The following is a 25,727-nucleotide window of genomic DNA, read 5'->3' as shown; positions in this document are numbered from 1 at the left end:
CGTGCCAGTGGCGGCGATCTGTCTTAGAGCAGTCGTCCGGGACGCGAGGACGAAGGGCGGCTCACGCTGCAAAGCAGTCACCACCCGTCTTGGTGGCAACGGCCGACCGTCCCGCCGTCCTGCCCTGGCTTGTACCCCGGTCAAAGGTGAAAGCGTGCTTTCGCGGCGCCTCGACGCAGCAGCCGAAGAGGCGCCGACACCCGTGTCTCGCTCCGTAGCGTAGCTCCGCCGTATCGTCGTCGACGGCGGTCAGACTGCGTAGTCGCGAGCGGTTTGCGAGACAAACAGTTTTACGCAAACACCGGCAGGATTCATTGTTGTCATAACGCGCTGAACCGCAGCGCCTTCACTACCAACGAAAAAGCCGGCGAGGGCTGGCGCTTGCTGGGGTAGTACAGGTGGTAGCCGGCGAACTTGGGGCACCAGTCCTGCAACACGCGCACGAGCCGCCCCGATTCGATGTGCGAGATCAGTTCATCTTCCGGCAGCAGCGAGATGCCAAGTCCCGCCAATGCCGCGTCCACTTGGGGCGGTGCGGTATTGAAGATCAGCGGCCCATCCACGCGCACGTTGACCTTCCGACCGCGCTTCTCGAAGTCCCAGACATACAGCCCACCGGAAGTCGGCATGCGTTGGTTGATGCACTGATGCTTCGTCAGGTCGGCCGGCGTCTTGGGAATGGAATGGACCGCGAAGTATTCGGGTGAGGCCACCACCGCCATTTGCAACGGGGGGCCGATGGGCACGGCAATCATGTCGTTGTCGATCGTGTTGCCCATCCGGACACCGGCATCGAAGCGGTCGGCCACGATGTCCCGAAAACTGTAGTTCATGTCGAACTCCAGCTTGATGTCCGGGTACTCGCGCAGCAGCGGCGTGAGCTTGGGGAGCAGCACCGTGTGCAGCACGTTGTCGCCGCAGGTGATGCGTACAGTGCCTGCGGGCTTGTCGCGCAATTCGGTCAGCGCCTCGAGTTCGGCCTCGATCTCGTCGAAGCGATGGCCGATCGCTTTCATGAGTCGCTCGCCGGCCGACGTGGGCGCGACGCTGCGCGTGGTACGCGTCAACAAGCGGATCTGCAGCCCTTCTTCAAGCCCGCGGATCGCTTGACTGAGCGCCGACTGGGTCACGCCGAGCGTGCCCGCCGCCTTGGTGAAACTGCCCTCGCGGGCCACCGTCACGAATGCCAGCAGGTCGTTGAGATTTCGTCTTGGCATTTGCACCTCCGCCTTATGCGGACTGATTAGCTGAGGTAATAAATGTATTAAGCATTCATTACCTAGTCAATCTTGCTCCCGCTCGGCAAACTTCTTTCACAGTGCAAGGCCCCCCACATTCAAAGGAACATCGACCATGAAACCCCAAGCAAACACCATTTCCGATCGTCGCGAATTCCTGAAGGTGGCGGGCACCGGCGTGGCGGCCGCCGGCCTGTTGTCGACGGCTGGCACGACATTGGCAGCGCCCAGCAAGAGCGCGCCCTTGTCCAACGGCGCCGACAACTTCTACACGAGCGACAAGGTCGCCGTGCAGACCGTCAGCTTCAAGAACCAGTACCAGATGACCGTCGCTGGAAACCTCTTCGTCCCCAAGGCACTGGACCGCAAGAAGCGCACCCCGGCCATCGTCGTCGGTCATCCGATGGGGGCGGTGAAGGAGCAGAGCGCGAACCTGTACGCGACCAAGATGGCGGAGCAGGGCTTCGTGACCCTGTCGCTGGACCTTGCTTTCTGGGGTGGCAGCAGCGGCCAGCCGCGCAACGCGGTCTCGCCCGACATGTACGCAGAGAGCTTCAGCGCTGCGGTCGATTTTCTCGGCAGCCAGGCATTCGTGGACAAGCAACGGATCGGCGCCATCGGCGTGTGCGGCAGCGGTAGCTTCGTCATCAGTGCAGCGAAGATCGACCCGCGCATGAAGGCCATCGCCACGGTGAGCATGTACGACATGGGTGCGGCCAACCGCGATGCGCTCAACCACTCGCAGACCCTCGAGCAGCGCAAGCAGATCATCGCCGCGGCCGCCGAGCAACGGCAGGCGGAGTTCAGCGGCGGCGCGGTGCAGTACACCGGTGGTACGGTGCTCACGCTGGCTGCGGACACGCATCCCATCCAGCGCGAGTTCTTCGATTTCTATCGCACGCCGCGCGGCGAGTTCACCCCCAAGGGCGCATCGGCGCGCAACACCACCACGCCGACCCTGAGCAGCAACGTCAAGTTCATGAACTTCTATCCGTTCAACGACATCGAGACGATCTCGCCACGCCCCATGCTTTTCATCACGGGTGACCAGGCGCATTCCAGGGAGTTCAGCGAAGACGCCTACAAGCGGGCTGCGGACCCCAAAGAGCTGTTCATCGTGCCGGGCGCCGGCCACGTCGACCTGTACGACCGCGTGACGCTGATTCCGTTCGACAAGCTCACGTCGTTCTTCAACAAGCACCTCACCGCGGCGAGCGCCTGATGACAGCGCAGACCATCAACATGGCGTCAGACAGTGCCGCCTTCGAACAGCGGGGCGAAGCGCAGCCTGCGCATTGGGGCGGCGTCCTCGCGATGACGCTGTGTGTCTTCGCGCTGATCGCTTCGGAGTTCATGCCCGTGAGCTTGCTGACGCCGTTGGCGTCCGACCTCAATGTCACAGAAGGCATGGCGGGTCAGGGCATCGCGATCTCCGGTGTCTTCGCGGTGCTCACGAGCCTGTCGATCTCGGCTGTCGCCGGCAGGATCAATCGCAAGACGTTGCTGCTGTCGTTGACGGCGACGATGTGCCTTTCCGGGGCCATCGTCGCGATGGCGCCCAACTATGTGACGTACATGGTTGGCCGGGCGCTGATCGGTATTGTGGTGGGCGGTTTCTGGTCCCTGTCGGCAGCCACGGCCATGCAGCTCGTGCCGCCGTCCAAGGTGCCGAAAGCGCTGGCGATCTTCAATGGCGGTAATGCGCTGGCCACAGTCGTGGCGGCACCGATGGGCAGCTACCTGGCCTCGGTTTTCGGTTGGCGCGGCGCCTTCTTCTGTCTGGTGCCGGTCGCGGTGATCGCGTTCGTCTGGCAATGTTTCAGTCTGCCGGCGATGCGGGCACAGCCACGTGCAAAGCGCTCGACCAATGTCTTCAGGCTCTTCAAAAACCGGCTGGTGGTGCTCGGCATGCTGGCGGTGGGCGTCTTCTTCATGGGCCAGTTCGCGCTGTTCACCTACCTCCGGCCGTTCCTGGAGACGGTGACGCACGTCGACGTGTCGACGTTGCCGCTCGTGCTACTGACGCTGGGTGCCGCCGGCTTCGTTGGCACCACAGTCATCGGCCAGTTCCTGAAGATCGGCTTCTACGGCACGCTGACGATCATTCCGGTGCTGATGGCGGCGATCGCCGTCGCGCTGATGGCCGTTGGCACTTCGGTGACCGCCACGACCGTGTTGCTGGGCCTCTGGGGCCTGGTCGCCACTGCCGCACCGGTGGGCTGGTGGCTGTGGATTGCGCGAACCCTCCCGCAAGACGCCGAGGCCGGCGGCGGGCTCATGGTGGCGGTGGTGCAGCTTTCCATCGCACTGGGCTCCACGGTGGGTGGTTTGCTGTTCGACGCCAGCGGCTATCAGAGCACCTTCGCTTTCAGCGCCGGTCTGTTGCTGGTCGGCGCGGTCCTGGTTTTCTTTACAGCGCGGGCTGACCATGTTTGATCTGCATTCTGTTCCTGAGCAGGTTGGTGGTCAGCTGCTGTGCAGCTTCAAGGACCTCACGGAGCGCTCGCGCATGCATCACTGGATGCGGGATGCGGCATACGGGTGTCAGCTGCGCAGACGCCGAACGAAATCAGAGATCGCCATTCCAACTTCATCCGGCGTGGTCTCTTGGATGTAGTGACCGCCCTTGACTCTGACTTCCGCCTGGTTGGGCCAGACCTTCGCGATGCCGTACAGGCGGTTGGTCAGGAGATACCCGGGTTCGGATCGGATGAGCAGCTTGGGAACATCGCTTTGGCCGAGCCAGCGCGAATAGTCCTCTGCGATCTTCACGGTGTGCGCGGGCTGCCCTTCGAGCGGCAAATCGAATGAGATCAGGGGCCGGCGGTCTTCGCCGGGGTTGAGAAATGGGGCGCGGTAACTGGCCTTCTCCGCTTCGGTGAAGTCGCGGGCACCCAGCAGGAAGCCTTCGAGGAAATCCAGGCCATGCAGACTGGCTTCCAGTCCTTCGGGTGTCATGTGCTTGAGCTGCGCCTGTGCATACTCGGGGAAGTCAGTCACCAGCAGCGGAGCGACGATCGACTCCATGTAAGCGATGCCCTGGACGCTCTCACGGTGCTGGTTCGCCCAGTCGAACCCGAACATCGAACCGGTGTCGTGTAGAACAAGGATCACCTCGTCGCCGAGATCCAGGGCATCCCACAGGTCATGCAGGTACTTGCGTTGTTCGTTGAAGCTGTACCTGGACGCGCCGAGTGCCGGGTCGAGCTTCGCGGAGTCGCCCATCCCCATGAGGTCGGCGGCGATCAGCCGTCCCTTCCCCCGCAAGTGCGGCACGACATTGCGCCAGAGGTAGGAGGACGTCGGGTTGCCGTGCTGAAAGATGATGGGCGCGCCTTCGCCCTCATCGATGTAGGCCATCTTGTGCCCGTGAATGTCGAGGTATTTCTTTTCAGCAAAAGGCTGCTCAGAGGATCTGTTTTGACGTGTTGCCATGCGGCTATTCGTTTGGATTGGTGGGTGGCTGATGGAAGGTTCAGCGCGCAGCATCGATGACCATTCCGCCGTCTGGCGCGAGGCTGTAGCCGGTGATGAACTGAGCATCCTTGGTGGCGAGAAACAAGATGACCGGCGCGATGTCTTCTTCAGGCGATCCATTGCGATCCAGCACGTTGGGCAGCGGCGGCCTGTCGCTGCCAAACGTGTCGGCGATCGGCATGACGTTGTTGACGGTGATCTTGTCGACGCCCCACTCACGTGCCGCGACGCGCGTCAAGGCGCGGACCGCCTCCTTGGCCATGCCGTAGGGCGCATACCCCACCATGCCCAGAAGGCCGCCCGCTGAGCCTAGATTGATGACGCGACCCTCGCCGCTGGCTTTCAGGTACGGGTAGCAAGCCTGCATGGTCCGCAGGTATGCGACCGGACCCATGTCGAAATTGCGCTGCAGTTGCTCGGCGGAAAGATCGAGTACAGGGGAAAACACCGCAGACGGATCAAAGGCGTTGTTCACCAGGATGTCGATCCGACCCCAGGTACTGGCCACTCTCCCGACAGCCTTCTTAATCTGATCAGGATCTCGGACGTCGCAGCGGACACCGATGGCCGTACCGCCGTCGGCTTCGATGTCGGCAACGACAGCATCGATGTTCGCCTGGGTCAACGAGACGACCGCTACTTCCGCGCCCTCGGCTGCAAACCGTTTGGCGGTCGCGCGGCCAACGCCACGGCCAGCACCAATGATGATTGCTACTTTTCCATTGAGTCGAGTCACATGAGTCTCCATTCGTTGAGGGGGGCGTGGATCACCACCGTTGCGGGCGCGTAAGGTGACTGAAGTTCGCGAGCAGCGTTTTGTGTCGTGAAGGAGATCACCAGAAAGATGAGCCCCAGCGCCGCGGGAATTGCGCCCTTGGGCTTGCGAACACCAAGATGCGCCATGCCGGACAAGATCAGGTGAAAGAAGATGCCGGCATAGGCCAGGTCGCTGAGCGCCACATTGAAATGCCACAGGATCGCGAGAGGTCCGAGGAACTTCACGACGATCATGAATGGCACAAGTAGCGGGGCCGAGTAGCCCAGATCGGCCTGCGCCCTTCGCACAAAGTCGCCTTTGGCGACGTACATGGATGCAGAGGCGAAATAGAGCAGAGACAGCAGCGCGGTGCTGATCCAGTAGAGATAGGTGGTAGCCATGGTGGCTTGCTAGGCAGCATAGAAGTTCAACATGCAGCAAGGATGTGGGCTAACATGAAAACGTACAAGTAGGATGAAAAAATGGCGCTTAGTATGGAAAAGAAGACTATTGAGACTACTGAAATCAACATGCACGAGGAAATGCGCCGCGCTTTTGCCCTGCTTTCAGGCAAGTGGAAGCTCGAAATCATGTGGCTGTTGAACCAGCGGATCTATCGCTTCGGAGAGCTTCGAAAAGCCATTCCAGGCATTACTCAGCACATGCTGACGGCGCAGCTTCGAGAGCTCGAAGCAGATGGTCTGGTCGAGCGAACGGTGTTCGCCGAAGTGCCGCCGCGCGTGGAATACGAAATTACGGAGAAGGCGAGAGGACTTGGTCCCACCATGATTGCGCTCGCAGCTTGGTGGGAGAAGTACGGTGACACACTGCCTAATCAAAAGGCAGCTTCCCGAGGCCGCAAGACCAGCGTCAAGAAGGTTCGATGAAGCGACCTGGTTGAATCAAGCCAATACAGCAGGACGCCCACCGGTGTCGAAAGCCGCGTTCGACTCTGAACTCCAGATGTCCGCAAACTCGCGATCTGCGGTCAGCGCGCCCAGGACGCGGGAAGTCGGTTCTCGCTACGTACCGTCTAGCGCCCGCTGAAGCGCCGCCAAGCTCACACTCGCCGCCTCATGCCACCTGCCGCGTTATGTGCGCATTTCAGGGAAGCGTGTGTTCGGCATCCGTGGCAAGGAGCAGGGTTCTGCACCAGGGCCAAGAAGGCGCCGTATGCGCCGAAGGAATCATCGGCGCGCCGGCGCATTTTCAATGGCGCGAGATCGGCACACCCGAATGTCCAGCGGCGCGCGGCTCGAACTTTCCGTGGCGCATCAAAAATGCCGCCCTTCAAACTCAACGAGTACGGTGAAGTGGCTGCGCATGTTCAGCGTTGTTCCGCAATCGGCCTTCCAGGAGCCCTCGGACCATCTCGGTCGCCATGTGTCTGCCACCGATGAAGATGATGGGGGTGTCCAGTCGAGGCCTTTTCATGTCAATCCTTGTTCATCGGCGGGCCTTGCTGAAATAAATCACCAAAAGATGATGTGCATACCGAATTGAGCACTATGGGGCTGCGTGGAGGCATCTGCCCCCAAGAGTGGGCGCTCGGAGCGCCGGAATGGTGCTTCTCCGTCAAGCCGGAACGGCCTTCGTCACGAATCTGACGTCCAGCCTGCGATCTCTGCTTGGCGCGGAGCTTGCTTGATGATCGAAAACCCGACTGTCGATTGTCGGACAATCGTTTGAGAATCCAGTTCCTTCTCTTGAGGTCCCAGCATGAGCGATCCGATCATCCGCATCACCGGCTTGAACAAGCGCTTCGGTGACAACCATGTCCTGCGCGGCATCAACCTCGATGTCCAGAAGGGCGACAAGATCGCGATCCTCGGTGCCAGCGGTTCCGGCAAGAGCACCCTGCTGCGCTGCCTGAACTTCATGGAGATGCCCAGCGCCGGCCGCATCGAGCTGGACGGCCGGACCATCGGAAAGCCCGCCCGGTCGTCGAGCGCCACCGATCTGCAGATGAGCTATGCCGCCGGCGAGCTCTCCGAGGTCCGCAAGCGGGTTGGCATGGTGTTCCAGCAGTTCAACCTGTTTCCGCACATGAGCGTCCTGGCGAATGTCATGGAAGGCCTGGTCACGGTCCTTCGGATGCCCTCGGACGAAGCCAGGGCTCGCTCCATGGCGCAGCTCGAAAAGGTCGGCATGGCGCACAAGGCCGACGCCTATCCGGGCCGGCTCTCCGGCGGCCAGCAGCAACGCGTGGCCATTGCCCGCGCCCTTGCCATGGAGCCCGAAGTCCTGCTCTTCGACGAACCCACCTCTTCGCTGGACCCGGAACTCGTTGGCGAGGTGCTGAACGTGATTCGCGACCTGGCGCAGGAGGGCCGGACCATGCTGCTCGTCACCCATGAGGTCGGGTTTGCCTATCACTACGCCAACCGGGTCCTCTTCCTGGCCGACGGCCAGTTCTACGAAACCGGCACGCCCGACGAGGTGCTGAAGCATCCGCAGCGGGAACGCACGCAACGCTTCCTGGAGCGTTTCACTGCCTTCAACTTCTGAGCATCCACCCCTCTCCATCGGGCCTCTTCATGCAAACATCTCCTCAAGCCTCGAAAACCAGTTCGCAGTCTTATCTGCCGGACGCTCGCAACGAGCGAGTGCTCGTGTATGTCAACGGCGAATTCGTTCCCCGCTCCGAAGCGCGCATCTCGGTGTTCGATGCCGGCTATGTGTGCGGAGACGGCGTCTGGGAAGGCGTGCGCCTGGTCCGCGGCAATGTCGTTTCGTTCGACGCGCACGTGGCGCGCCTGCAGGAAGGTGCGCGCACCATCCAGATGGACATCGGTCTTTCCAGCGAGCAGATCAAGGCGGTCATCACCTCGACCTTCGAGAAGAACGGCATGACCGACGGTGCTCACGCAAGACTGATGGTCACGCGCGGCGTCAAGAAGACACCCAACCAGGACCCGCGCTTCGTCATCGGCGGCCCCACCATCGTCTGCGTAGCCGAACACAAGGTCGTCGCAGCCGACGCCAAGAAGCGCGGACTCAATCTCTTCACCTCGACCGTGCGCTGCAGCACGCCGGACGTGTTCGACCTGAGGCTGAACTCGCACAGCCGGCTCAACTTCATCCAGGCGTTGATACAAGCCATCAATGCCGGCGCGGACGAAGCCATCATGCTCGACCCCATGGGCTTCGTCTCGAGCTGCAACTCGACGAACTTCTTCATCGTGCGCAATGGTGCGTTGTGGACATCTTCCGGCAAGTACTGCTTCAACGGCATCACCCGTGCCACGGTCCTGCGTCTTGCGCGCGAGGCGGGCATGCCCGTCTTCGAGGACGACTTCACGCTGGCCGACATGTACAACGCCGAAGAAGCCTTCGTCACGGGCACGCTCGGCGGCATCACGCCGGTCGCGCAGATCGATGGGCGGGCGATCGGTGGTGGTGGCGGCAGCGGTGTGGTCACCGCGCGCCTGGACGCGCTCTACCGCCAGTACATCGGCCAGATCGAGTGATTGGCGCCCCCTCAGTTTCCGCTTTGCACCTACCCTTCAAGGACCCGAAATGAATCTCTCCCTTCAACGCCCGGGCATGCGAACGCTCTTCGCCATCGCAACGGCAGTTCTTCTTTCGCTCGCGGCCATGACAAGCTGGGCACAGGCCAACACGCTGCAGAAGATCAAGCAGTCCGGCGAACTCAAGATCGGTGTGGCGCAGGGCGACCCCTGGTACTACCGTGACCCCGCCACCGGCACCTGGACCGGCCTCGGCTTCATGATCGGCCAGACCATCGCCAAGGATCTTGGCGTGAAGCTCGTTCCAGTCGAAACAACCTACGGCAACAGCGTGGCCGCACTGCAGGCCGGCCAGATCGACGTGATGTTCGTGCTCGATGCCACCGATGAACGCAAGAAGGCGATCGACTTTCCGACCAAGCCGCTGCTCTGGTACGCGCAGGGCGTGCTGACCAAGGACAGCCTGGTCGCCAAGAACTGGAGCGACCTGGACAAGCCGGAGGTCAAGCTCGGCGTCGCTCTCGGAACCGCCACCGACCGCGATCTGACCAAGCGCATCCCGCAAGCCAAGCTGGAGCGCTTCACGAACACCGACGAGACGATCGCCGCATTCATGTCCGGCCGTGTCGACGGCATCGCGTTCTACCACCCCGCACTCGTGATCGCGTATTCGAAGATCCACAAGGGCAAGGTGCAGATTCCCCAGCCCGTCGTCGCACTGCCCACCAGCGCCGGTATCCGCCGCGAGACGGACACGGCCTTTCGCGACTTCCTCGACGGCGAGTTCTCGAAGCTCTACACCTCGGGCCAGACCCAGGCGCTGTATGCCCAGTACCTCAAGACCAAGGGGCTGGATGCGGCAACCCTTCCCGGCGTGACCAAAGAGGCGCTGGAAAAGTAACCCCCTCCCTGCAGGAGCTTCGAGATGAACTACGAGTGGGATTTCGGTGCGGTCTGGGCGCACCGCGACATGCTTCTGGCCGGCGCCTTGGGCACCCTGAAGATCGCGGCGGTGGCGATCCTGATCGGTGTCGTGATCGGTGCGGTGCTGGCGATCATGCGGTTGTCCAAGCGCCGCTGGCTGGCGCTGCCCGCCATCTGGTTCACGGAGTTCTATCGCAACACGCCGCCGCTGATCCACTTCTTCTGGGCCTTCTATGGCCTGCCTGTGCTGATCGGCGTGAGCCTCGACCCGTATGTGGCAGCCATCATTGCGCTGTCGACGCAGTCCGGCGCCTTCTACGCCGAGGTGATTCGCGGCGGCGTGGTCTCGGTCGAGCGCGGCCAATGGGAGGGCGCCCGAGCGATCGGCATGAAGCCGGCGCAAGTGGTGCGCCGCGTGATCCTCCCGCAGGCGGCGCAACGAATGCTTCCACCGTTCCTGGAGCGCTCCTTCGAGCTGATCAAGACCACGGCGCTGGCTTCGACGCTGGCGTATTCTGACCTGATGTACCAGGCAATGCAGGTCAACTCGATCACCTTCAGGCCACTGGAGGTCTACACCTTCGTGGCGGGTATCTTCTTCGCGTCGCTGCTGTTTCTCAGCTTTCTCGCGCACCTGCTCGAGCGACGCCTGTCCCGCTTCACCCTTCTTCCCGCGAGCTGATCGATCATGGACTTCACCTGGGATTTTTCTTCGGTCGTGCAGAACTATCCGGCGCTTCTGAAGGGGCTGGGGATGACGGCATTGCTCTGGGGCATCGCCTTTCCGGCATCGATGCTGATCGGCTTCGCCATCTCGCTGGGCGCTCGATTGCGATTCGGTGCATTGCGCGCACTGACGCGGGTGTACGTGGAGGTGTTTCGCAACACACCCGTGATCATCCAGCTGATCTGGTTCTTCTACGCATTTCCGATCCTGACGGGCTACCAGCTCAGCCCCGTCACGGCGGCTCTGTGCGGCCTGATCCTCAATGCCTCGGCTTACTGCTCGGAAATCTTCCGTGGCGGGATGGCTTCCATTCCGAACGGCCAGTGGGAGGGCGCCCGCGCGGTAGGCATGAGCCATGCACAGGCGCTGCGACGCATCATCGTCCCGCAGGTGCTCGCGCGGATGCTGCCCGCCTTCACCAACAGGGGCATCGAGCTGGCGAAGAACACCTCCATTGCTTCGGTCATCGCCGTCCAGGAGTTGATGTACCAGGGCCGCGCCCTCAGTTCGGCCTACTACCGCCCACTGGAGACGCTGACAACGGTCGCTGTGATCTACTTCGTGCTGATCTATCCGGGTGCGTTCTGGGCCTCGCGGTTCGAGAAGCGCTTCGCTCTTCGCGCCTGATGCCGCGCCCGCCCCACGCGACCTACCAGCCTCACTGAAGACATGTCCACCCTTCCAACCTTCACTCCAGTTCCCACGGTCACCAGGCGAGACCACGTGGCGGCGGCGCTGAGGAAGTCCATCCTTGCAGGGCAGATCGCACCCGGCACGCAACTGGTCGAAAGTGGCCTGGCAACGCAGTTCGGCGTCAGCCGTGGGTTGCTGCGCGAAGCGATCCGCGAACTGATCGAGTCGGGCCTCGTGGTCAACCGGCCGTATGCCGGGACTTTTGTGACGGACATCAACGAACGGGTACTGCGCGACGTCTACGAGGTGCGCCGCGTCCTCGAGCGGCAGGCATATACCAGTCTCTGGAAGCACCGCGACCGCGCGTTTCGCGACGAGCTGCAATCACGCTTCGAATCCATGATGGAAGCTGTCGCGAGTGGTGACCTCACCGAGGAAATCAGGGCCGAGGCGCACTTCCACGGTCTGGTCTACGAGCGATGCGGCAATCATCTGATGCCGGCGCTGTGGCAGCAGATGACGCAGAAGATCCAGCTCGGCTTCGCGATCTGCCAGATCTCGCATGCACCCAAAATCGATTTCGAGGAAAACCACCGGCGCTTCCTCGACCTGGCGCTGGGTGACGATCTCGACAGGCTGCTGGAAGAGCTCGACATTCATCTCGGTCGCGGCCTCGCAACCATCGAATTCGTGTCTGGCTCAAACAGCGGGCAGCTTCTCTAGGGAAGAAGCAACGTCTTGATCGCGCGACGCTCGTCCATGGCCCGAAAGCCTTCGGCCACCTGTGCCAGCGGGAGCGTCAGTCAGATCATTTCAGTTTCCATGGGGCATCGCAGTGCCAAGGCCAGTCGACACAAGCGGAGCTTCTCGGTGATAGCCCTTCAGGCGCAGGAACGAGCGCTCGACCCACTCAGGAGCCCGCGGCACGCAACTGCGCACTGCGCCGCGCGAAGCGCGCAGCCCATTCTTCCGCCGGCATGAAACTGGGATCCGAGCGGACCACACGCTCGGTCTGCACCCAGATCGCCTCGTCGGCGTCTTCCAGGTCCAGCGGATCGCCGTGCGGTTGGCTCACGTACCACGGGGTGTCGAGGTAGACCTCCACGGTGTTGTCCTCGGGGTCCATGCAGTAGATGGACAGCGCATTGCCGTGGTTCAGGCCGCGCATCTTCGTCGCGCCCAGCGACAGCGCGCGCCGGCGCGCCTCGCGCAGGTGGTCGATGGTCTTCACCTTGAACGACAGCTGCATCACGGTGCTGGGCGCATCCGGTGCGCGACCGCCGGCCAGCACCAGCTGGTGATGCTGGTCGTCGCGCCCGCTCAGGAACACGAGCTCGTAGCGAAAGGTGCCACCGACGCCGCGGTCGGTTTCCTGCATGTCGAATACGCCGGTATAGAAGCGCTTCATCACGACGAGGTCGCGGCAGAAGATACCGCAGTGCGAAAGGTTGGGAATGTAGGGTGCGTTCACGATGGCCTCGAACCAGATTCGATGGGATGCAGGGAGTTCAGGGAATCAGGACCAGCTTGCCGAGCGAGGCGCCGCTGTCCAGCAGCTCGTGCGCGCGCCGCGCCTCGGCCAGCGGCATGCGGGCGGCACGCGGGGCACGCATCTTCCCTGCGGCCATCAGGGCGATGGCCTGCTCCATCAGTCCGCGGCGATGCGCGACGTCGCTGTCGACGGTGTGGATCGAGAAGGTGCGGACCGCCAGGCTCCTGCCGAGCAGCTTGCGCAGTTCGTCGAAGACATCGTTCGCGGGCGGCCCCGCAAGAATGTTGTAGGACACCGCCATGCCGAAGGGCGCGAGCGAGCGCAGGCAGGCGATGAAGAGCGCCCCGCCGACGTGGTCGAATGCGAGGTCCGCGCCGCGCCCGTCGGTCAGCGCCATCACGCGCGCGGGCAGCGTCGCGGGGTCGCCGTCGATGACCTCGGTGACGCCGTTGTCCAGCGCGAAGGCGCGCTTCTCTTCGGACGAGGCGGTGCCTATCACGCGCAGCCCGCGTGCACGCGCCACCTGCGCCAGCGCAGTCGCGACGCCGCCCGCGGCACCCGGCAAGAGGATGGTTTGCGCCGGCAGACTGCCGTTGCTCGCGAGCAGCGCGATCGCAAGCTGGAAGTTGCCGAGGCTCACCGCATCCTCGAAGCCCAGCGCCTGCGGCAGCACGAAGGGCGCCTGTTCGCTCACGCAGATGTGCTCGGCGTAGCAGCCTCCGCGCTGCGCGAGCTCGCGCGCGCTCACGAGCACGCGATCACCCACCGAGAGTCTGGTGACGCCAGCCCCGACGGCATCGACAGTCCCCGCCATCTCGTTGCCTGGAATGGCCGGCAGCGGTGGCATCCACTTATAGGTGCCGTTGCGGATGAGCACGTCCGGCCCGCCCGCACCGATCGCGGCGGCCTTGACGCGCACCTGGCCCGGGCCCGGCTCGGGCAACGGCAACTCGACCAGCCGAAGGACCTCGGGCCCGCCCGTTTCGGACAGCTGCACGGCGCGCATGGTTTGCTTCGTCATGCTCAACGCTGCCCGTCGTGCGCCGAGACCTTGTCCTTGGTCAGGCCGCCGAGGCGCGAGTGGATGCGCCCGCCGTCGGCCATCACCAGCGCAAAGAGAATTTCGTCGGGCCTGGGCGCGTCCTGGATGCCCACCTCGAAGGTATTGAAGTGGCTGCGCACGTAGGCCGCATGGATGTAATGCAGCGGCACCATGAGTCGATAGCCGGTCGCCGCGACAACCTTGGCCGCCGGCACGATGGCCTTCGGGTCACCGAGCACCTGGCGCATGGCCCAGCCACCCGCTTCGTGCCAGACCGCCCCATGCTCGAGCTCGCCGTTGACACCGACGATGGCCGCCTTGCTGTACGCCTCGACCTTGTCCTTGCCCAGCGCGGCAACGAGCTCCTCGGCCAGCGAGGTGCCGAGGCTTCGCAGTTCCGCCATGAAGGGCAGCAGGTCGGGTTCGTAGCGCCCGGCATAGGGGTTGCGGATCACCGCGCAGGCGGCGGCAATGCGCAGCGGCGTCGACGGCGGCGGGCCGCCCTCGTGGAAGACGGTCTCCACGGTAAGGCTTCTCTTGCGCAGAGCGATCAGTGACATGTCTTGGTTCCTTCGTTCATTCGTCCGTCCATTCATTCATTCACTCATTGCCTGGGAATCTTCGCGTCGGCCACCACCTGCGTCCACTTCTCGAGTTCCCGGGCGACCAGGACCTTCATTTCTTCGGGCGTGCTGCCGCGCGCCTCGCCGCCCATGTCTTCCAGACGCTGCCGCACCGACGGGGCCTGCAGCGCGTGCAGGGTTTCGGCATTGAGCCGGTCGATGATCGCCCGCGGCGTTCCTGCAGGTGCCAGGATGCCCGCCCACGAGCGCACGTCATACCCCGCCACGCCCTGCTCCGCAACCGTGGGCACCTTCGGCAGGCCCGGCCAACGCTGCGGCCCCGTCGTCGCCACGGCGCGCAGCTTGCCGGCCTGGATGTTCGACAGCACGGCGGTCGGCGGCGCGATGATGAAGGGCACCTCGCCGCCGAGCAGCGCGGTGACGGACGCGGCATCGCCCCTGTACGGCACATGCATCATCGACACGCCGGCCATCTTGGTGAGCAGTTCTCCCGCGAGATGGTGCGTCGATCCGATGCCCGCGGTGCCGTATGCGACCGTTCCCGGCGCAGCCTTTGCCGAGGCCAGGATCTCGGCGAGCCCCTGTGCCTTCGAACCGGCGTTGACGACGATCAGGAACGGGAAATAGGTGACGGTGGACACGGCTTCGAAGTCGGCCACGGTCTTGTAGGGCAGCGTGTTGTACAGCGCGCCCGCCACGGCGTGCCCGCCGGTGGCCAGCAGCAGCGTGTAGCCATCGGGCCTGGCACGTGCCACGGCGGCCGCGGCGATCGTGCCACCCGCGCCCGCCTGCGCCTCCACGATCACCGGTTGTCCGAGCGTCTTGCTCATCTCGATGCCCACGGCCCTGGCGATCGCATCGGCATTGCCGCCCGGCGCGAAGCCCTGGTAGAGCTTCACCGCGCGTTCCGGGTAGCCCTGCGCGATGGCCTCGAAGGCCGGCCATGCGGCGGCAGACGCCGCGCACGCGGCGAGAAGGGTTCTGCGTTTCATGTCTTGTCTCCTGGGCGGCGCCCTTTGCGGGCGTCTCGCGCGATACTTGGTCGCTGGAAGGGGCGGGCGGCGGGGTCAGTCCTGCGCGACCACCGGATTGCGCAGCAGGCCGACGGCCTCGATCTCGACTTCGACCACGTCGCCGGGTTTCATGAAGCGCGGCGGCTTCTTGCTCCAGCCCACGCCGGCCGGCGTGCCCGTGACGATCACGTCGCCCGGCACCAGCGTGAAGATGGTGGAGGCATACGCGATGAGGCGCGGCACCGAGAAGATCATGTGGCCCGTGTGGCTCGACTGCACGACCTCGCCGTTGAGGCGCGTCTCGAGCTTGAGCTCGCGCCCTGGCGCGATTTCGTCGGCCGTGACCATCCAGGGACCGAAGCCGCCGGTCGATTCGAAGTTCTTGCCCGAGGCGATCTGCTTGGCGTGGAACTGCCACTCGCGCACGCTGGCGTCGTTGTAGCAGCTGTAGCCAGCCACATGCTTCCAGGCGTCGGCTTCCTGGATATCGCGCCCGGGCTTGCCGATGATCACCGCCAGTTCGCCTTCCCAGTCGAGCGACTCCGACACGCGCGGGCGCACGATCGGCCCTTCATGCGGCGTCTGCGAGCGCCATACGCGCAGGAAGATCGGCGGCTGCTCGGAGAGCTCCCGCTGCATGCCGGCGGCCAGCACCTCCTGGTGATGGTCCATGTAGTTGCGCACGGCGCAGACGATCTTCTCGGGCTTCGTGATCACGGGCAGGTAGCGCACGTCAGACAGCGGCACATCGGCGGAGAGCCCGGCGACGAGCGTGCTTCGGCGCTCGAAGTCCGCGCTGGCGATGAAGTCGGCCAGCGTGGCGTGGCCGGTGCGCCCGGCCAACTCGGCCACGCCGCCTTCGACGACGGCGCCCCAGGTTTCGCGGCCCGGGAGTGAGTAGGACATCAGTTTCATGCGTTGCTTCTTTCGGGTTGAACGTTGCACGGCGGCCAGGCAGGGCCCCCGTCTCGATGCACAACTTAATGCATGAAGGTATTTTTGTGCATAAAACAAGATAAATGCATAGTGGTTTCCACGAAGGGCAGGGCGCATCCGGTGCCATGGTGGGAGGAACGCTGCCATCGCTGCTCGCGATGCGTCGTTCGGGCACGGCCTGCGACACTGCGAAAAGCGAAGTTTTCCGCTGCTGCAGCAGCAGCGCGGGGATGGACTGACTGAGAGAACTTCTTCCCGCGCCCCGGGGTCAGGACGTGTGCGTGGACAAGGTCTGCCCCTGTGTCAGCGTTGCGCACAGCCTGGGTGGCAACTTCGCGCTGAAGTACCGGCGATCGACGGACCGCCGGATGACCGCGGCAGGTGGCTAGCTTTTGCCGGCTCGCTCGGCGGCCGTGCCGAGCACCGCCATCACGTTGCGCTGCGTGCTGAGGATGTGTTCCTCCAGCAGCGCGCAGGCCGTGTCCGCGTCGCGGCGCAGCGTGGCATCCATGATCTTGCGATGTTCGCTCGACTTGCGCCGCGCCGTCTTGCGAAAGCGCGCGGAGTAACGGCGGTAGCGCTCAGCCTGGTCGAACAGGCTCGCGCTCCAATTGCGCATGCGCTCCGACGGGCAGGCGGCCAGCAGCGATGCATGGAACGCCGAGTGGACTTGAGTCCAGTCGTCGTCGAGCACGACGGGGCCTTCACCGATGCGGCTCTCGATCTTCTCCAGGCGGTGGTAGGCGCCGACCACCATCGCCTCCCATGCATCGTCGCCGTTTGCGATGGACTCGCGAAGCGCCGGCAGGTCGAGCATGATGCGCATGCGGCTGATGTCCGCGAGGTCCTCCGGCGAGATGTCCGCCACGCGGAAGCCGCGCCGCTCGTCGGAACGGATCAGCCCCTCCTGCGCCAGCCGGCTCAGCGCCTCCCTCAGCGGGCTGCTGGAAAAACCATAGGCCGTCTGGAGCTCGTCGAGCTTGAGCTTCATGCCCGCGCCATAGGTGCCCGACAGCACGTCCTGCCGCAGCCGCATGAAGGCCTGCTCGACGAGCGGAAGGGGCCGCTCTGCGGACGGTTCTTTTTTGTACATGTTTTCGATTTTATGCATAAACTCTCCCGCCCAAAGACAGGAGTCGGACGCATTGAAGAACGATGACCATCCCACCACGCAGCTCGTGGCCATCTCCGGCAGCATTCGCCGGGCCTCGAACTGCACAGCCGTGCTGCGCAGCCTCCAGCCCCTGCTGCCGCCCGGCGTGACACTGCGGATCGTCCCGCTGGACGACATGCCTCCCTACAACGCCGATCTCGATGGCGATGCGCCGCCCGAACCGGTGGCGCAGCTGAAAAGCGCCATAGCCGGCGCCGACGGCCTCGTGCTGTGCTCGCCCGAATACAACTACGGCATGCCTGGCGTGCTGAAGAACGCCATCGACTGGGCCTCGAGGCCGGGCTTCGCCTCGCCGCTCAAGGGCAAGCCCGCGCTCATCATGACCGCCTCGCCCGGCACTGCCGGCGGCGTGCGGGCACAGGCGCAGATCCGCGACGCGCTGGCCGCCACGCTCGCGCGTCCGCTGGCCCGCCAGCACGTGGCCATCGCGAACGTGGCCTCGCGCATCCAGGACGGCCGGCTGGTCGATGCGCCGACGCTCGACTTCATTCGCTCGGCCATCGAGGAACTGCTGGCGGAGATCGCCATGCTGGCCGGCACCCGCCAGCGGCGGGCGGCCTGAGGTCCGGACACGACGCGCTGCGCTCACCGAAGTCGCCGCCACGGCCGAGCCTGGGGCGAATCGCCAGTGAAGTGCAGGATGTGGATTTCCGCGCCCGCTCGGCCCTCATTTCCATCGTGGGCTGACCCCGCGCATTTGCGTTCATGGCCGCAAGGGCACCAAGCGCAAGGATCGGCTGGGCCGCTACCGCTCGGTGGTGGCGCGCGCGCACTTGGTCCGGGAGGTGTGCGCTCAAAACGCTCGTGCGCTTTGCAAAAGCGGCGGCGCCTGAAGGCTGAGGACAACTGGCTGGCGCCGCGTGAAATGACTGGCGCCCCTGCTTTTCCGGGCATCCAGGAGGACCCGCGCGCCATGGGCGCCGCGGTGCTGAGCCTCGCCACGCTCAGGAGCCATGACCAGTACAACACCACCATCTACGGCTTCGACGACCGCTACCGCGGCATCGTCGGGCGCCGGGACGTGGTGTTCCTGAACCCCGACGACCTGGCCTCGCAAGGCCTGGCGGCGGGCGACCGCGTGGACCTGGAGGCCGTGCCTTTCGAAGGCGAGGCGGCCTCGCCCGGCGCCGTGCTCAGGAACCTCACCGCGGTGGCCTGCGACATTCCCAGGGGATCGGCCGGAGCCTACTCTCCCGAGGCCAACGTGCTGATCGCGCTGTCGCACTGTGATCCGCGCAGCGGCACACCGTCGTACAAGTCGGTGCCGGTTCGCGTGCGGCGCGCGCGTTGACGCCGCAGGCGGGCAGCGGCATCGCCACAGTGCGGCTTGATCCATCGCAAAGCGGATTCGGCCGGCAGCGGCTAGAACGTCATCGGCAGACCTTCATATCCTCGACAAAGGCGTTTTCATGTTCGATCACATCGGTATCCGCGCGAGCAACCGCGAGGCCAGCGAAGCCTTCTTCCTGCGCGCGCTGGCCCCGCTGGGCGTGAGCGTTGCGATGAAGGGGCCCCACGGGGTGGGCCTGGGAAAGAACGGCAAACCCTCGCTTTGGATCTACGAGAGCGAAGAGCGCCCGATGGTGCTGCATCTTGCGTTCACGGCGCAGGACCGCGGCCAGGTCGATGCGTTTCATCGTGCGGCGATCGAGGCAGGCGGCAAGGACAACGGGACGCCGGGGCTGCGTGCGCACTACCACCCTCACTACTACGCGGCCTTCGTCATCGCGCCCGATGGGCACAACGTCGAGGCGGTGTGCCATCTGCCTGAGAACTGAGCGTCCGAGGGCCTCGGTGCTTCACCAACAGGCGCGCGTTTGCCCTTTCTGTGTGTGTTCAAGCGTCACAGACGCGCGCGATAGGCGGCGGGCGTCTGCCCGAAGGTGGGCCGGAAAAGTCCGATGAAGGCGCTCGGCGTCGAATAGCCCAGGTCAAATGGGATTGGCGACGCACAGGTGCAGCAGATCGATGCGCACTACGAGCATTCGGTCAGGCACGAGCTGTACTGAGGCGATGAAGGGGACCGAGGATGCAGCTCGATGCCACAGCGGTGGCCATCAAGGGAGCGAGTCGGGGTTCTGAGCTACAAGGCGCATGAGGAACGAGAGGCGGGTTTCCTGCATGTCATCGACGAGATGTTCCCGCGGCTCGAGGTGGTGGGTTTGCGCGAAGGACAGGACGATGCGGGCAAGAACTATCGGCAGACGCGCGCGCTGCCGGAGCAGCATCCGGACATGGGCGGCAATTGCGTCCGTGGATGAGGCACCGACCACCAAGCCCACTGGAAGCGCTAGTCTGGATGCTCTGGATGAGCAATAAGCGAAACCAGGGCCATGGCAGGTCGTTCTACAGGACTGTTGCCCTAATGGAGGCTCACCCATTGAGACGTTCTCGTGAGCGCACGAAAGACTGGCGCTGCTTCTGCGGGTTGGATACCGTTCAGGCCCATGTCCGCCAAAGGACCGAGGACTTCTCGAAGTTGCTCGTCCCATACCAGGAGCGCCATTGACCACTGCGGGAATGCACGCGCCGCGATGAACCGGTACTCCAGCACAGTCAGGTTCGCATGCCGGGGGTCCGCTGAAATCTTGGCCATCACGCATTCGATGGCGGCCTCCTCGCCTTCCAGGTACTGCATGTAGTTGCCCTGGAAGTGGCACAGTGCGCCGGTGATGCCGACTTCCCTGTTGTTGCGGCGCGAAGTGCTTAGGATGCTTTCGACGTCACCCGCCGATGGTCCCCTGGACATGCTGCGATAGATCAGTCGGGCCAGCAAGACGATGTCTCCATGGCGTTGAAAGGCGCATGGTAAGAGATTCGCCTTTCATTTGGAACAGCTTGAAATTTCCATCCCAACGAAGATCGACGCCTTCACCCACCAAGGCTCAGCGGCAGGGCGCCTTGCTGGTAACCACGCAAGCCGCCCAGGTCGAGTACGGTAAGTCCGCGCTTTTCGAGACGAATGAGTCCAAGCGCCTGAAAGCGCCGCAGCGCCACGTTCACGCGCTGCCTTGATACGTTTGCCAGCAGCCCGATCTCGACCTGCCCGACCTCCAGGAAGCGTGGCGCGTCCGGATACAGATCGGGATTGAAAAGGCTCGCCAGGCAGTTGGCGACGCGCGCGTCGGTGTCGAGCAACCGCTCGTGTGCGAGCGCGCCTATGAACAGGCTCAGCCGCGCGTTCAACAGCTCCTGCAGGTAGTGGTTGAACGGCACGCTGGTGCCGCGCAGCCATTCGAAGGTGCGGCGCGGCATCAGCGCTACCCGCGTGGGCCGCAGCGCGAACACGTCATAGCGGCGCGCCTCGTGCTTGAAGAGCGATCCTTCGCCGAACCACACACCGGCCGAGACGCCGGTGAGCGTCGATATCCGCCCCTCTTCCGAGGCCACCGACATCTTGGCGAAGCCATCGACGATCCCCATCCAGTGTTCGACCAGTTGCCCCGCCCGCGCGATGCAGGCGCCTCGCGCGAACTGCCTCTCCTGCATGCTGCCGAGCACGTGCTCCACATCCGCGGGCGCGAGACCTGCCGCCCACCGCGAGCGCCGCACCATGTCTTCCAGCTGAGGCGCGGCCGGGGCTCGGACGGAATCAGGGATTACCTCTAGCGATTGGCGCCTCATGTGTCGTCGCGACGACCGTAGCGTGGAACGTCCATCCTTAATCTTCCAGAACACATAACAGAAGGAGACTTCCATGCTCGCTACACCTGGCCGTCCGCACAAGCGGGTTTTTCCGTGGCCCCGGATCCGGACGCGGGCCGCCGCAGCCGGTCTCGCGATGGCCGGTGTACTGCTCGCCGCAGGTTGCGGCGGAGGGTCGGACGGATCAGGGTTCTCATTCATCCCGGGCGCCAGTCCCCCGCCCGTCGCGCAGACACCGGCCGCGTTCCAGATCAAGACGCTCTCTTCCGCGCCCGACATGATCAGCGGAGGCGACACGCTAATCGAAATCACCGCGCCCGTGGGCGTCGCGCTCGACAAGGTGCGCGTGAGCCTCAACGGCAAGGACGTGACCTCCCAGGTGCCCGCAGTCAACACCACCACGCGCGTGCTGCGCGGACTTGTCACCGGCCTCACGACCGATCCGGCCAGCAGCACCGGCAGCGTCAATACGCTGGTGGTGAGCAATGCCGATGTTGCGGCGCAGCGCACCGAGGCCAGGCTGGTCAACTATCCGATCACCGGCCCGATCCTCTCGGGCCCGCACATTTCGCCCTACGAATGCCGCACGGTGCAGAACGGCCTGGGTGCCGCGCTCGATGCCGACTGCTCGGCCGCGACGCAGGTGGTCTGGTACTACCGCACCAACACCAACGTCTTCAAGCCGCTGGCGGACCCCAAGGGAACGCGCCCGGCCGATCTTGCAACGACCACCACGAACGACGGCACTACGGTGCCCTACATCGTGCGCGTGGAGTCGGGCACCATCAACCGCGGCGTGTACCGGCTCGCGGTTCTCGACAACCCGACGAAGGATTCGCCCGCCGCGTGGAAGCCCGGCCCCGGCTGGAACAGGAAGCTCGTGGCGTACTTCGACTGCTGCGGCTCGGCGCAGTACAACCAGGGTGTGCACCCGATCGAGTCGATCCTCGGCGACGTCGGCCACATCCAGCTCTCGCGCGGCTTCGCCTTCATGAACTCGACCGAACTCTGGAACAACCAGCACGCCAATCCGCACCTGCAGGGCGAGACGCTGATGATGCTCAAGGAGCACGTGATCGAGGAATTCGGCGAAGTGCCGAAGTGGACGGCCGGCTTCGGCGGCTCCGGCGGCGCGATCCAGCAGTACCTGATCGCGCAGCTCTATCCGGGGCTCCTGGACGGCATCCAACCGATCGTCTCCTTCCCCGAGACGCTGATGCCCGAGGTGATGGAGTGCCGCCTCCTGAACAACGTCTACAAACTCGACACCGCCACCTGGACGACGGCCAAGCAGAACGCGGTGAACGGCTTCAACACCAACACCTGCACCGCCTGGGACCTGTCGTTCGCGAGCATCATCAAGTCGGACAACGCTGCGGGCTGCGGGTTCATCGAGCCGGCCAACGTGGCGAACATCTTCAACCGCGCGACCAACCCGGGCGGCATCCGCTGCGACCTGTTCCAGACCAACGTGAATCTGCTGGGCAAGCGGCCCGGCACGCAGGAAGCGCGCCGGCCACTGGACAACATCGGCGTGCAGTACGGCCTGGGGGCGCTCAATGGCGGCACGATCTCGGTGAAGGAGTTCCTCGACCTGAACGAGAAGGTGGGCGGCTACGACGGCGACGGCAACCCGCAGCCCGCGCGCTCCGAAGCCGATCCGGATGCGCTCAGGCTCACCTATGCAGGCGGCTTCAAGAACGGCTTCAGGGGAGCGGGCCTTGCGAACATCCCGATCATCACGCAGCGCGGCAACGCCGATGCCGTGGGCGACATCCACGACACGACGCAGGACCTGATCATCAGAGCCCGGCTGCAGCGCGCCAACGGCCGCAGCGACAACCAGATCATCTGGACGCTCGGCTCCACCTCGGGTTACGACTACATGAGCGGCTCGATTGATCTCCTGAACAAATGGCTGGACAACATGGCGGCCGACCCGTCGCCCGCCTCGATCGACAAGGTGGTGCGCAACAAGCCTGCCGGCGCCAACGACGCTTGCTGGGACAAGACCGGCACGCGCATCGACGAGCCCGCGTCGCTCGATCCGGCAGCCAGTTGCAACGTCGTGTACCCGCGCTTCACCACGCCGCGCATCCAGGCTGGCTCGCCGCTGGTGAACGACGTGCTCAAGTGCCAGCTCAAGCCGGTCAACCCCGCTGACTACTCAGTGATGATTGCCGGCGCCGATCTCGCGCGGCTGCAGACAATCTTCCCGAGCGGCGTGTGCGACTGGAGCAAGCCCGGCGTGAGCCAGGAGGCGCTGCGCGGCACCTACCTGCGGCTGCCGCTGAACTGACGGCTTTCTCCATGCCTGAGGATGCCTCGGCTTCGCGCGCACATCGCCATGCGGCAAGTCAAGGCATCGCTCGTCCTCTCGATGCCGGCCGTCCAGCGGCATTGAAGCGGTGCGCCGCGGGTGTCGGCTCACCGATAAGCGTCGCACAGTGCCAGATACTCGTCGCCCGAAATCTCCAGCCCCGTGGCACGGCGAAGCACGCGCGCCCGCGGCTTGGGCAGGTCGGTCTTGATCTGGATCTGCCTGCCGATGGGAATGCCCATGTAGTTCTGGTTGACCCATGTGTTCTCGACGATGTTGTCCCATGGCAGCAGCATGCCATTCTCGAAGGTCAGGCCCTGGCGCCCGACCACGAACGCAGGCTGGTCGATGTTGCGCAGCGTGTTCAGGCACTTGAACGTGAGCCATGCCGTGAGCAACCCAAAGCAGGCAGCGATGAGGATGCCGATGTTCTTGTCCTGCGCGCGGATGCACAGCACCGCCAGCACCACGGTCACCACGGTCACCACGGCCCACAGCGCCGTGCCGGCGATGAGGCGCGTGCGGGAATAGAACACGGGGCGGTCCTCGCGGGTTTTCTCTTGCTGTGCGGCGGAGCTGTAGATTTCCATGTGTCTGATGCGCTGTGAGGGTGTTGGAGTGGTTGAAAAGGCGTAGAGGAAGAAACTCAATGCCCAGGCAGGCGCTGCAGCAGGCAGGCCATCAGCACCGGTTCGTTGTCGATCTTCGAGCGGTCGATCTTTCGGGGCTTTCCATGCGCGACGATGACCAGGTGTTCGTCAACCTCCATGCCCTCCTCGTCGGACTGCGTGCGAATGGTGTCGATGCTCGACCACGTAATCAGCTGGCCCTTGTGCAACAGGCCCGCGGCCTGCAGGCCAAGCGCGCCGAACATCACCGCCTCGCCGGCGTGCAGGCGGCGCTCGACATCGTCCGCCATCGTGGCGCCGACGGCCGCTTCCACGTCGGCGAGCAAAGCATCCGATGCCTCCCACAGGTTCAGGCGCAGGCGCAGTGTCCTGCCGTCGCGACGCTCGAGCAGCACATGGTTGCGGCCATGGCGGTGGCGAAAGCGCGTGACGTCCGCAAAGGCGAGGGCGTGTTCGCCGAATTGAAGCCCTCACCCGCTCACGATCAGTTGCGCCGGCGCGCGCAGCCACGCGAAGAAGTCGCTGCCCTGCCAGCAGATCAGGTAGATCGCAGCGGGAACGGCCAGGAACAGAACGACGACCGCGCCCCGGTGGTGAATGAAGTCCGGCGTGATGAGGTACGGCAGGATGTAGACCTTGGCCGGCACCAGCATCATGGCGCAGAAGATGTAGAGGGCGGCAAGGCCGGCGAGCACGCAAAGGAAGGAATGGCGAGGAAAGACTTTGGCATGGCTCATGGACATTGTTGGCCCCATGCAAAAGCAACAGGGATTCGAGTAAAGGCTGCTGCGTGCACCATATCAGCGCCATGCGTCTTTCATGAGGCCTGGCGAATCGGCGGATGTCTCATTTTGCGAATGAAAATGGACCCGGCACGAACGGTTAAATAGAAGGTTCGTGTTCTTCGCTTGCCTGTGTTCGGCCCGCTTCTGCGTGTCAACCGGTGCCATCGTCATCGCCCGTGCGCGAGCTTCACGGCAACCGCTGCGAAGACAACCGCCAGCACCAGAAGCGCAAGTTCGAACCACACGAACACGCCGTCCCCCGTGCGAAGGCCGGCAATCAGGTTGCGGTCGCCGACCAGTGCGCCTGTCAGCGGCAATGTCGCCAAGAGCACGGCAGCGGCCGCGAACTGCTCGACCCATGCGCGCCGAACGCGCCAGGTAGATGCGTGAAGCAGGGCCAGTCCCCAAGCGATGAAGAACACGTGGACCTCCCATTCTTTGCGTTCTGCAATGCCCGGCGGAAGCAGTCGGTTGCCCCACAGGAATGCCCCCATGGCCATGGGTAACCCTGCGATGGAGGCGACGTTGAGCCGCCACGGCCAAGGCCATCGACTACAGCCTCAAACGCTGGGCAGCGCTGACGCGCTATATCGATGACCCCATGCTGCCATCGACAACAAGTGGGTCGAGAACCGCATCCGGCCGGTCGCATTGGGACGCTCGAACTGGCTCTTCGCGGGCAGCTTGCGGGCGGGCAAGCATGCTGCAGCCGTCATGAGCTTGATCCAATCTGCCAAGCTCAACGGGCAGGAGCCCTGGGCCTACTTGAAAGATGTTCTGACCAGGCTGCCGACGCAGCCGGCCAGTCGCATCGAGGAACTGCTGCCGCACCGGTGGCACACTGCATAGCACTGTCTCTATCCACACGTCGGCGAGCTCAT

Annotated in this window: 29 protein-coding genes and 3 pseudogenes; 15 read left to right on the top strand and 17 right to left on the bottom strand. The window is 64.1% G+C overall.

From position 1 onward, the window contains the following. Positions 1 to 320 precede the first annotated feature (320 nt). Positions 321 to 1,217: a LysR family transcriptional regulator gene (locus tag ACWV14_RS36555; RefSeq protein WP_454908711.1), complete on the bottom strand. Its 897-nt coding sequence runs from the start codon at positions 1,215 to 1,217 to the stop codon at positions 321 to 323. 136 nt (positions 1,218 to 1,353) lie between these two features. Here ACWV14_RS36555 and ACWV14_RS36550 point away from each other — a divergent pair, with 136 nt between their 5' ends. After that, positions 1,354 to 2,460, top strand: coding sequence for an alpha/beta hydrolase (locus ACWV14_RS36550; RefSeq protein ID WP_454908710.1), 1,107 nt, complete (start codon positions 1,354 to 1,356; stop codon positions 2,458 to 2,460). Beyond that, a complete protein-coding gene (locus ACWV14_RS36545; protein ID WP_454908709.1) occupies positions 2,460 to 3,674 on the top strand; it encodes an MFS transporter in 1,215 nt (404 codons plus the stop codon). The genes ACWV14_RS36550 and ACWV14_RS36545 overlap by 1 nt, the downstream gene beginning before the upstream one ends. A gap of 108 nt (positions 3,675 to 3,782) precedes the next feature. On the opposite strand, the gene ACWV14_RS36540 is transcribed toward ACWV14_RS36545, so the two are convergent. The 3 genes from ACWV14_RS36540 to ACWV14_RS36530 are packed head-to-tail and all read right to left on the bottom strand — an operon-like array spanning position 3,783 to position 5,873. Further along, positions 3,783 to 4,673 carry a haloalkane dehalogenase gene (locus tag ACWV14_RS36540; protein ID WP_454908708.1) on the bottom strand — a complete coding sequence of 297 codons (891 nt, stop codon included), beginning with the start codon at positions 4,671 to 4,673 and terminating at the stop codon, positions 3,783 to 3,785. Positions 4,674 to 4,713: 40 nt separating this feature from the next. Further along, entirely contained in the window at positions 4,714 to 5,451 is a 738-nt protein-coding gene (locus tag ACWV14_RS36535; protein WP_454908707.1) for an SDR family NAD(P)-dependent oxidoreductase, read from the bottom strand. Beyond that, entirely contained in the window at positions 5,448 to 5,873 is a 426-nt protein-coding gene (locus tag ACWV14_RS36530) for a DoxX family protein (protein WP_454908706.1), read from the bottom strand. The genes ACWV14_RS36535 and ACWV14_RS36530 overlap by 4 nt, the downstream gene beginning before the upstream one ends. Positions 5,874 to 5,966: 93 nt before the next feature. Between ACWV14_RS36530 and ACWV14_RS36525 the strand changes: the two genes are divergently transcribed. The 7 genes from ACWV14_RS36525 to ACWV14_RS36495 all read left to right on the top strand — a co-directional run bounded on the left by ACWV14_RS36525 (position 5,967) and on the right by ACWV14_RS36495 (position 11,949). Continuing rightward, positions 5,967 to 6,359 (top strand): winged helix-turn-helix transcriptional regulator, encoded by a 393-nt coding sequence (locus tag ACWV14_RS36525; protein WP_454908705.1) that lies wholly within the window; start codon positions 5,967 to 5,969, stop codon positions 6,357 to 6,359. Between the two features lie 832 nt (positions 6,360 to 7,191). Continuing rightward, positions 7,192 to 7,980, top strand: coding sequence for an amino acid ABC transporter ATP-binding protein (locus ACWV14_RS36520; RefSeq protein ID WP_454908704.1), 789 nt, complete (start codon positions 7,192 to 7,194; stop codon positions 7,978 to 7,980). A gap of 29 nt (positions 7,981 to 8,009) precedes the next feature. Beyond that, positions 8,010 to 8,942 carry an aminotransferase class IV gene (locus tag ACWV14_RS36515; RefSeq protein ID WP_454908703.1) on the top strand — a complete coding sequence of 311 codons (933 nt, stop codon included), beginning with the start codon at positions 8,010 to 8,012 and terminating at the stop codon, positions 8,940 to 8,942. Between the two features lie 49 nt (positions 8,943 to 8,991). Continuing rightward, the gene (locus tag ACWV14_RS36510) at positions 8,992 to 9,843 is read left to right on the top strand and encodes a transporter substrate-binding domain-containing protein (RefSeq protein WP_454908702.1); all 852 of its coding nucleotides are present in this window, start codon (positions 8,992 to 8,994) and stop codon (positions 9,841 to 9,843) included. A 24-nt stretch (positions 9,844 to 9,867) separates the two neighbouring features. Beyond that, on the top strand, positions 9,868 to 10,548 hold the full coding sequence (locus tag ACWV14_RS36505; RefSeq protein ID WP_454908701.1) for an amino acid ABC transporter permease: 681 nt from the start codon (positions 9,868 to 9,870) through the stop codon (positions 10,546 to 10,548). A 6-nt stretch (positions 10,549 to 10,554) separates the two neighbouring features. Beyond that, positions 10,555 to 11,220, top strand: a complete 666-nt coding sequence (locus ACWV14_RS36500) for an amino acid ABC transporter permease (RefSeq protein WP_454908700.1) — start codon at positions 10,555 to 10,557, stop codon at positions 11,218 to 11,220. Positions 11,221 to 11,262: 42 nt separating this feature from the next. Beyond that, positions 11,263 to 11,949, top strand: a complete 687-nt coding sequence (locus ACWV14_RS36495; RefSeq protein WP_454908699.1) for a GntR family transcriptional regulator — start codon at positions 11,263 to 11,265, stop codon at positions 11,947 to 11,949. A 187-nt stretch (positions 11,950 to 12,136) separates the two neighbouring features. On the opposite strand, the gene ACWV14_RS36490 is transcribed toward ACWV14_RS36495, so the two are convergent. The 6 genes from ACWV14_RS36490 to ACWV14_RS36465 all read right to left on the bottom strand — a co-directional run bounded on the left by ACWV14_RS36490 (position 12,137) and on the right by ACWV14_RS36465 (position 17,404). Then, complete coding sequence (locus ACWV14_RS36490; RefSeq protein ID WP_454908698.1) at positions 12,137 to 12,697, bottom strand: VOC family protein; 561 nt, start codon at positions 12,695 to 12,697, stop codon at positions 12,137 to 12,139. Between the two features lie 37 nt (positions 12,698 to 12,734). Next, positions 12,735 to 13,739 (bottom strand): zinc-dependent alcohol dehydrogenase family protein, encoded by a 1,005-nt coding sequence (locus ACWV14_RS36485; RefSeq protein WP_454908697.1) that lies wholly within the window; start codon positions 13,737 to 13,739, stop codon positions 12,735 to 12,737. A 2-nt stretch (positions 13,740 to 13,741) separates the two neighbouring features. Further along, positions 13,742 to 14,320 (bottom strand): amino acid synthesis family protein, encoded by a 579-nt coding sequence (locus tag ACWV14_RS36480; protein WP_454908696.1) that lies wholly within the window; start codon positions 14,318 to 14,320, stop codon positions 13,742 to 13,744. Between the two features lie 44 nt (positions 14,321 to 14,364). Beyond that, entirely contained in the window at positions 14,365 to 15,336 is a 972-nt protein-coding gene (locus tag ACWV14_RS36475) for a tripartite tricarboxylate transporter substrate binding protein (RefSeq protein WP_454908695.1), read from the bottom strand. A 75-nt stretch (positions 15,337 to 15,411) separates the two neighbouring features. After that, the gene (locus tag ACWV14_RS36470) at positions 15,412 to 16,272 is read right to left on the bottom strand and encodes a fumarylacetoacetate hydrolase family protein (RefSeq protein WP_454908694.1); all 861 of its coding nucleotides are present in this window, start codon (positions 16,270 to 16,272) and stop codon (positions 15,412 to 15,414) included. 406 nt (positions 16,273 to 16,678) lie between these two features. Beyond that, a complete protein-coding gene (locus tag ACWV14_RS36465) occupies positions 16,679 to 17,404 on the bottom strand; it encodes a GntR family transcriptional regulator (RefSeq protein WP_454908693.1) in 726 nt (241 codons plus the stop codon). A gap of 34 nt (positions 17,405 to 17,438) precedes the next feature. Here ACWV14_RS36465 and ACWV14_RS36460 point away from each other — a divergent pair, with 34 nt between their 5' ends. The 3 genes from ACWV14_RS36460 to ACWV14_RS36450 all read left to right on the top strand — a co-directional run bounded on the left by ACWV14_RS36460 (position 17,439) and on the right by ACWV14_RS36450 (position 19,245). Then, a complete protein-coding gene (locus tag ACWV14_RS36460) occupies positions 17,439 to 18,029 on the top strand; it encodes an NADPH-dependent FMN reductase (RefSeq protein ID WP_454908692.1) in 591 nt (196 codons plus the stop codon). A 303-nt stretch (positions 18,030 to 18,332) separates the two neighbouring features. After that, a complete protein-coding gene (locus tag ACWV14_RS36455) occupies positions 18,333 to 18,758 on the top strand; it encodes a molybdopterin dinucleotide binding domain-containing protein (RefSeq protein WP_454908691.1) in 426 nt (141 codons plus the stop codon). Between the two features lie 118 nt (positions 18,759 to 18,876). Next, entirely contained in the window at positions 18,877 to 19,245 is a 369-nt protein-coding gene (locus ACWV14_RS36450; protein ID WP_454908690.1) for a VOC family protein, read from the top strand. A gap of 65 nt (positions 19,246 to 19,310) precedes the next feature. On the opposite strand, the pseudogene ACWV14_RS36445 reads toward ACWV14_RS36450, so the two are convergent. Then, positions 19,311 to 19,409, bottom strand: a pseudogene (locus ACWV14_RS36445) (AraC family transcriptional regulator); the annotation flags it as partial. A gap of 130 nt (positions 19,410 to 19,539) precedes the next feature. Between ACWV14_RS36445 and ACWV14_RS36440 the strand changes: the two are divergent. After that, positions 19,540 to 19,710 (top strand): annotated as a pseudogene (locus tag ACWV14_RS36440) (LacI family transcriptional regulator); the annotation flags it as partial. Positions 19,711 to 19,829: 119 nt separating this feature from the next. Here ACWV14_RS36440 and ACWV14_RS36435 read toward each other — a convergent pair. Both ACWV14_RS36435 and ACWV14_RS36430 read right to left on the bottom strand, forming a co-directional pair. Further along, complete coding sequence (locus tag ACWV14_RS36435; protein WP_454908689.1) at positions 19,830 to 20,243, bottom strand: BLUF domain-containing protein; 414 nt, start codon at positions 20,241 to 20,243, stop codon at positions 19,830 to 19,832. A 95-nt stretch (positions 20,244 to 20,338) separates the two neighbouring features. Further along, the gene (locus ACWV14_RS36430; protein ID WP_454908688.1) at positions 20,339 to 21,022 is read right to left on the bottom strand and encodes a Crp/Fnr family transcriptional regulator; all 684 of its coding nucleotides are present in this window, start codon (positions 21,020 to 21,022) and stop codon (positions 20,339 to 20,341) included. A 142-nt stretch (positions 21,023 to 21,164) separates the two neighbouring features. On the opposite strand from ACWV14_RS36430, the gene ACWV14_RS36425 reads away from it, so the two are divergent. Further along, positions 21,165 to 23,411 carry a DUF6351 family protein gene (locus tag ACWV14_RS36425; RefSeq protein WP_454908687.1) on the top strand — a complete coding sequence of 749 codons (2,247 nt, stop codon included), beginning with the start codon at positions 21,165 to 21,167 and terminating at the stop codon, positions 23,409 to 23,411. Positions 23,412 to 23,539: 128 nt separating this feature from the next. Here the strand turns inward: ACWV14_RS36425 and ACWV14_RS36420 are convergent, their stop codons facing one another. The 4 genes from ACWV14_RS36420 to ACWV14_RS36405 form a co-directional block, all read right to left on the bottom strand. Further along, positions 23,540 to 24,022: a hypothetical protein gene (locus tag ACWV14_RS36420; RefSeq protein WP_454908686.1), complete on the bottom strand. Its 483-nt coding sequence runs from the start codon at positions 24,020 to 24,022 to the stop codon at positions 23,540 to 23,542. 56 nt (positions 24,023 to 24,078) lie between these two features. Next, entirely contained in the window at positions 24,079 to 24,456 is a 378-nt protein-coding gene (locus tag ACWV14_RS36415; RefSeq protein WP_454908685.1) for a hypothetical protein, read from the bottom strand. Positions 24,457 to 24,531: 75 nt separating this feature from the next. After that, positions 24,532 to 24,798 carry a hypothetical protein gene (locus ACWV14_RS36410; protein ID WP_454908684.1) on the bottom strand — a complete coding sequence of 89 codons (267 nt, stop codon included), beginning with the start codon at positions 24,796 to 24,798 and terminating at the stop codon, positions 24,532 to 24,534. A gap of 215 nt (positions 24,799 to 25,013) precedes the next feature. Further along, the gene (locus ACWV14_RS36405; protein ID WP_454908683.1) at positions 25,014 to 25,268 is read right to left on the bottom strand and encodes a hypothetical protein; all 255 of its coding nucleotides are present in this window, start codon (positions 25,266 to 25,268) and stop codon (positions 25,014 to 25,016) included. Positions 25,269 to 25,375: 107 nt separating this feature from the next. Between ACWV14_RS36405 and ACWV14_RS36400 the strand changes: the two are divergent. Then, positions 25,376 to 25,695: pseudogene (locus ACWV14_RS36400) on the top strand (transposase domain-containing protein); the annotation flags it as partial. Positions 25,696 to 25,727: the final 32 nt, after the last annotated feature.

This window comes from Variovorax durovernensis (genome assembly GCF_977011995.1).
This window is presented reverse-complemented; position numbering and strand designations above follow the sequence as displayed.

Coding starts and splice junctions, on each gene's coding strand:
- ACWV14_RS36425 (WP_454908687.1), top strand. CDS start 21,165: ATGCTCGCTACACCTGGCCGTCCGCACAAGCGGGTTTTTCCGTGGCCC.
- ACWV14_RS36545 (WP_454908709.1), top strand. CDS start 2,460: ATGACAGCGCAGACCATCAACATGGCGTCAGACAGTGCCGCCTTCGAA.
- ACWV14_RS36485 (WP_454908697.1), bottom strand. CDS start 13,739: ATGACGAAGCAAACCATGCGCGCCGTGCAGCTGTCCGAAACGGGCGGG.
- ACWV14_RS36450 (WP_454908690.1), top strand. CDS start 18,877: ATGTTCGATCACATCGGTATCCGCGCGAGCAACCGCGAGGCCAGCGAA.
- ACWV14_RS36475 (WP_454908695.1), bottom strand. CDS start 15,336: ATGAAACGCAGAACCCTTCTCGCCGCGTGCGCGGCGTCTGCCGCCGCA.
- ACWV14_RS36540 (WP_454908708.1), bottom strand. CDS start 4,673: ATGGCAACACGTCAAAACAGATCCTCTGAGCAGCCTTTTGCTGAAAAG.
- ACWV14_RS36455 (WP_454908691.1), top strand. CDS start 18,333: ATGACTGGCGCCCCTGCTTTTCCGGGCATCCAGGAGGACCCGCGCGCC.
- ACWV14_RS36430 (WP_454908688.1), bottom strand. CDS start 21,022: ATGGTGCGGCGCTCGCGGTGGGCGGCAGGTCTCGCGCCCGCGGATGTG.
- ACWV14_RS36520 (WP_454908704.1), top strand. CDS start 7,192: ATGAGCGATCCGATCATCCGCATCACCGGCTTGAACAAGCGCTTCGGT.
- ACWV14_RS36410 (WP_454908684.1), bottom strand. CDS start 24,798: ATGAGCCATGCCAAAGTCTTTCCTCGCCATTCCTTCCTTTGCGTGCTC.
- ACWV14_RS36465 (WP_454908693.1), bottom strand. CDS start 17,404: ATGCATAAAATCGAAAACATGTACAAAAAAGAACCGTCCGCAGAGCGG.
- ACWV14_RS36470 (WP_454908694.1), bottom strand. CDS start 16,272: ATGAAACTGATGTCCTACTCACTCCCGGGCCGCGAAACCTGGGGCGCC.
- ACWV14_RS36505 (WP_454908701.1), top strand. CDS start 9,868: ATGAACTACGAGTGGGATTTCGGTGCGGTCTGGGCGCACCGCGACATG.
- ACWV14_RS36555 (WP_454908711.1), bottom strand. CDS start 1,217: ATGCCAAGACGAAATCTCAACGACCTGCTGGCATTCGTGACGGTGGCC.
- ACWV14_RS36550 (WP_454908710.1), top strand. CDS start 1,354: ATGAAACCCCAAGCAAACACCATTTCCGATCGTCGCGAATTCCTGAAG.
- ACWV14_RS36420 (WP_454908686.1), bottom strand. CDS start 24,022: ATGGAAATCTACAGCTCCGCCGCACAGCAAGAGAAAACCCGCGAGGAC.
- ACWV14_RS36480 (WP_454908696.1), bottom strand. CDS start 14,320: ATGTCACTGATCGCTCTGCGCAAGAGAAGCCTTACCGTGGAGACCGTC.
- ACWV14_RS36525 (WP_454908705.1), top strand. CDS start 5,967: ATGGAAAAGAAGACTATTGAGACTACTGAAATCAACATGCACGAGGAA.
- ACWV14_RS36530 (WP_454908706.1), bottom strand. CDS start 5,873: ATGGCTACCACCTATCTCTACTGGATCAGCACCGCGCTGCTGTCTCTG.
- ACWV14_RS36495 (WP_454908699.1), top strand. CDS start 11,263: ATGTCCACCCTTCCAACCTTCACTCCAGTTCCCACGGTCACCAGGCGA.
- ACWV14_RS36500 (WP_454908700.1), top strand. CDS start 10,555: ATGGACTTCACCTGGGATTTTTCTTCGGTCGTGCAGAACTATCCGGCG.
- ACWV14_RS36515 (WP_454908703.1), top strand. CDS start 8,010: ATGCAAACATCTCCTCAAGCCTCGAAAACCAGTTCGCAGTCTTATCTG.
- ACWV14_RS36510 (WP_454908702.1), top strand. CDS start 8,992: ATGAATCTCTCCCTTCAACGCCCGGGCATGCGAACGCTCTTCGCCATC.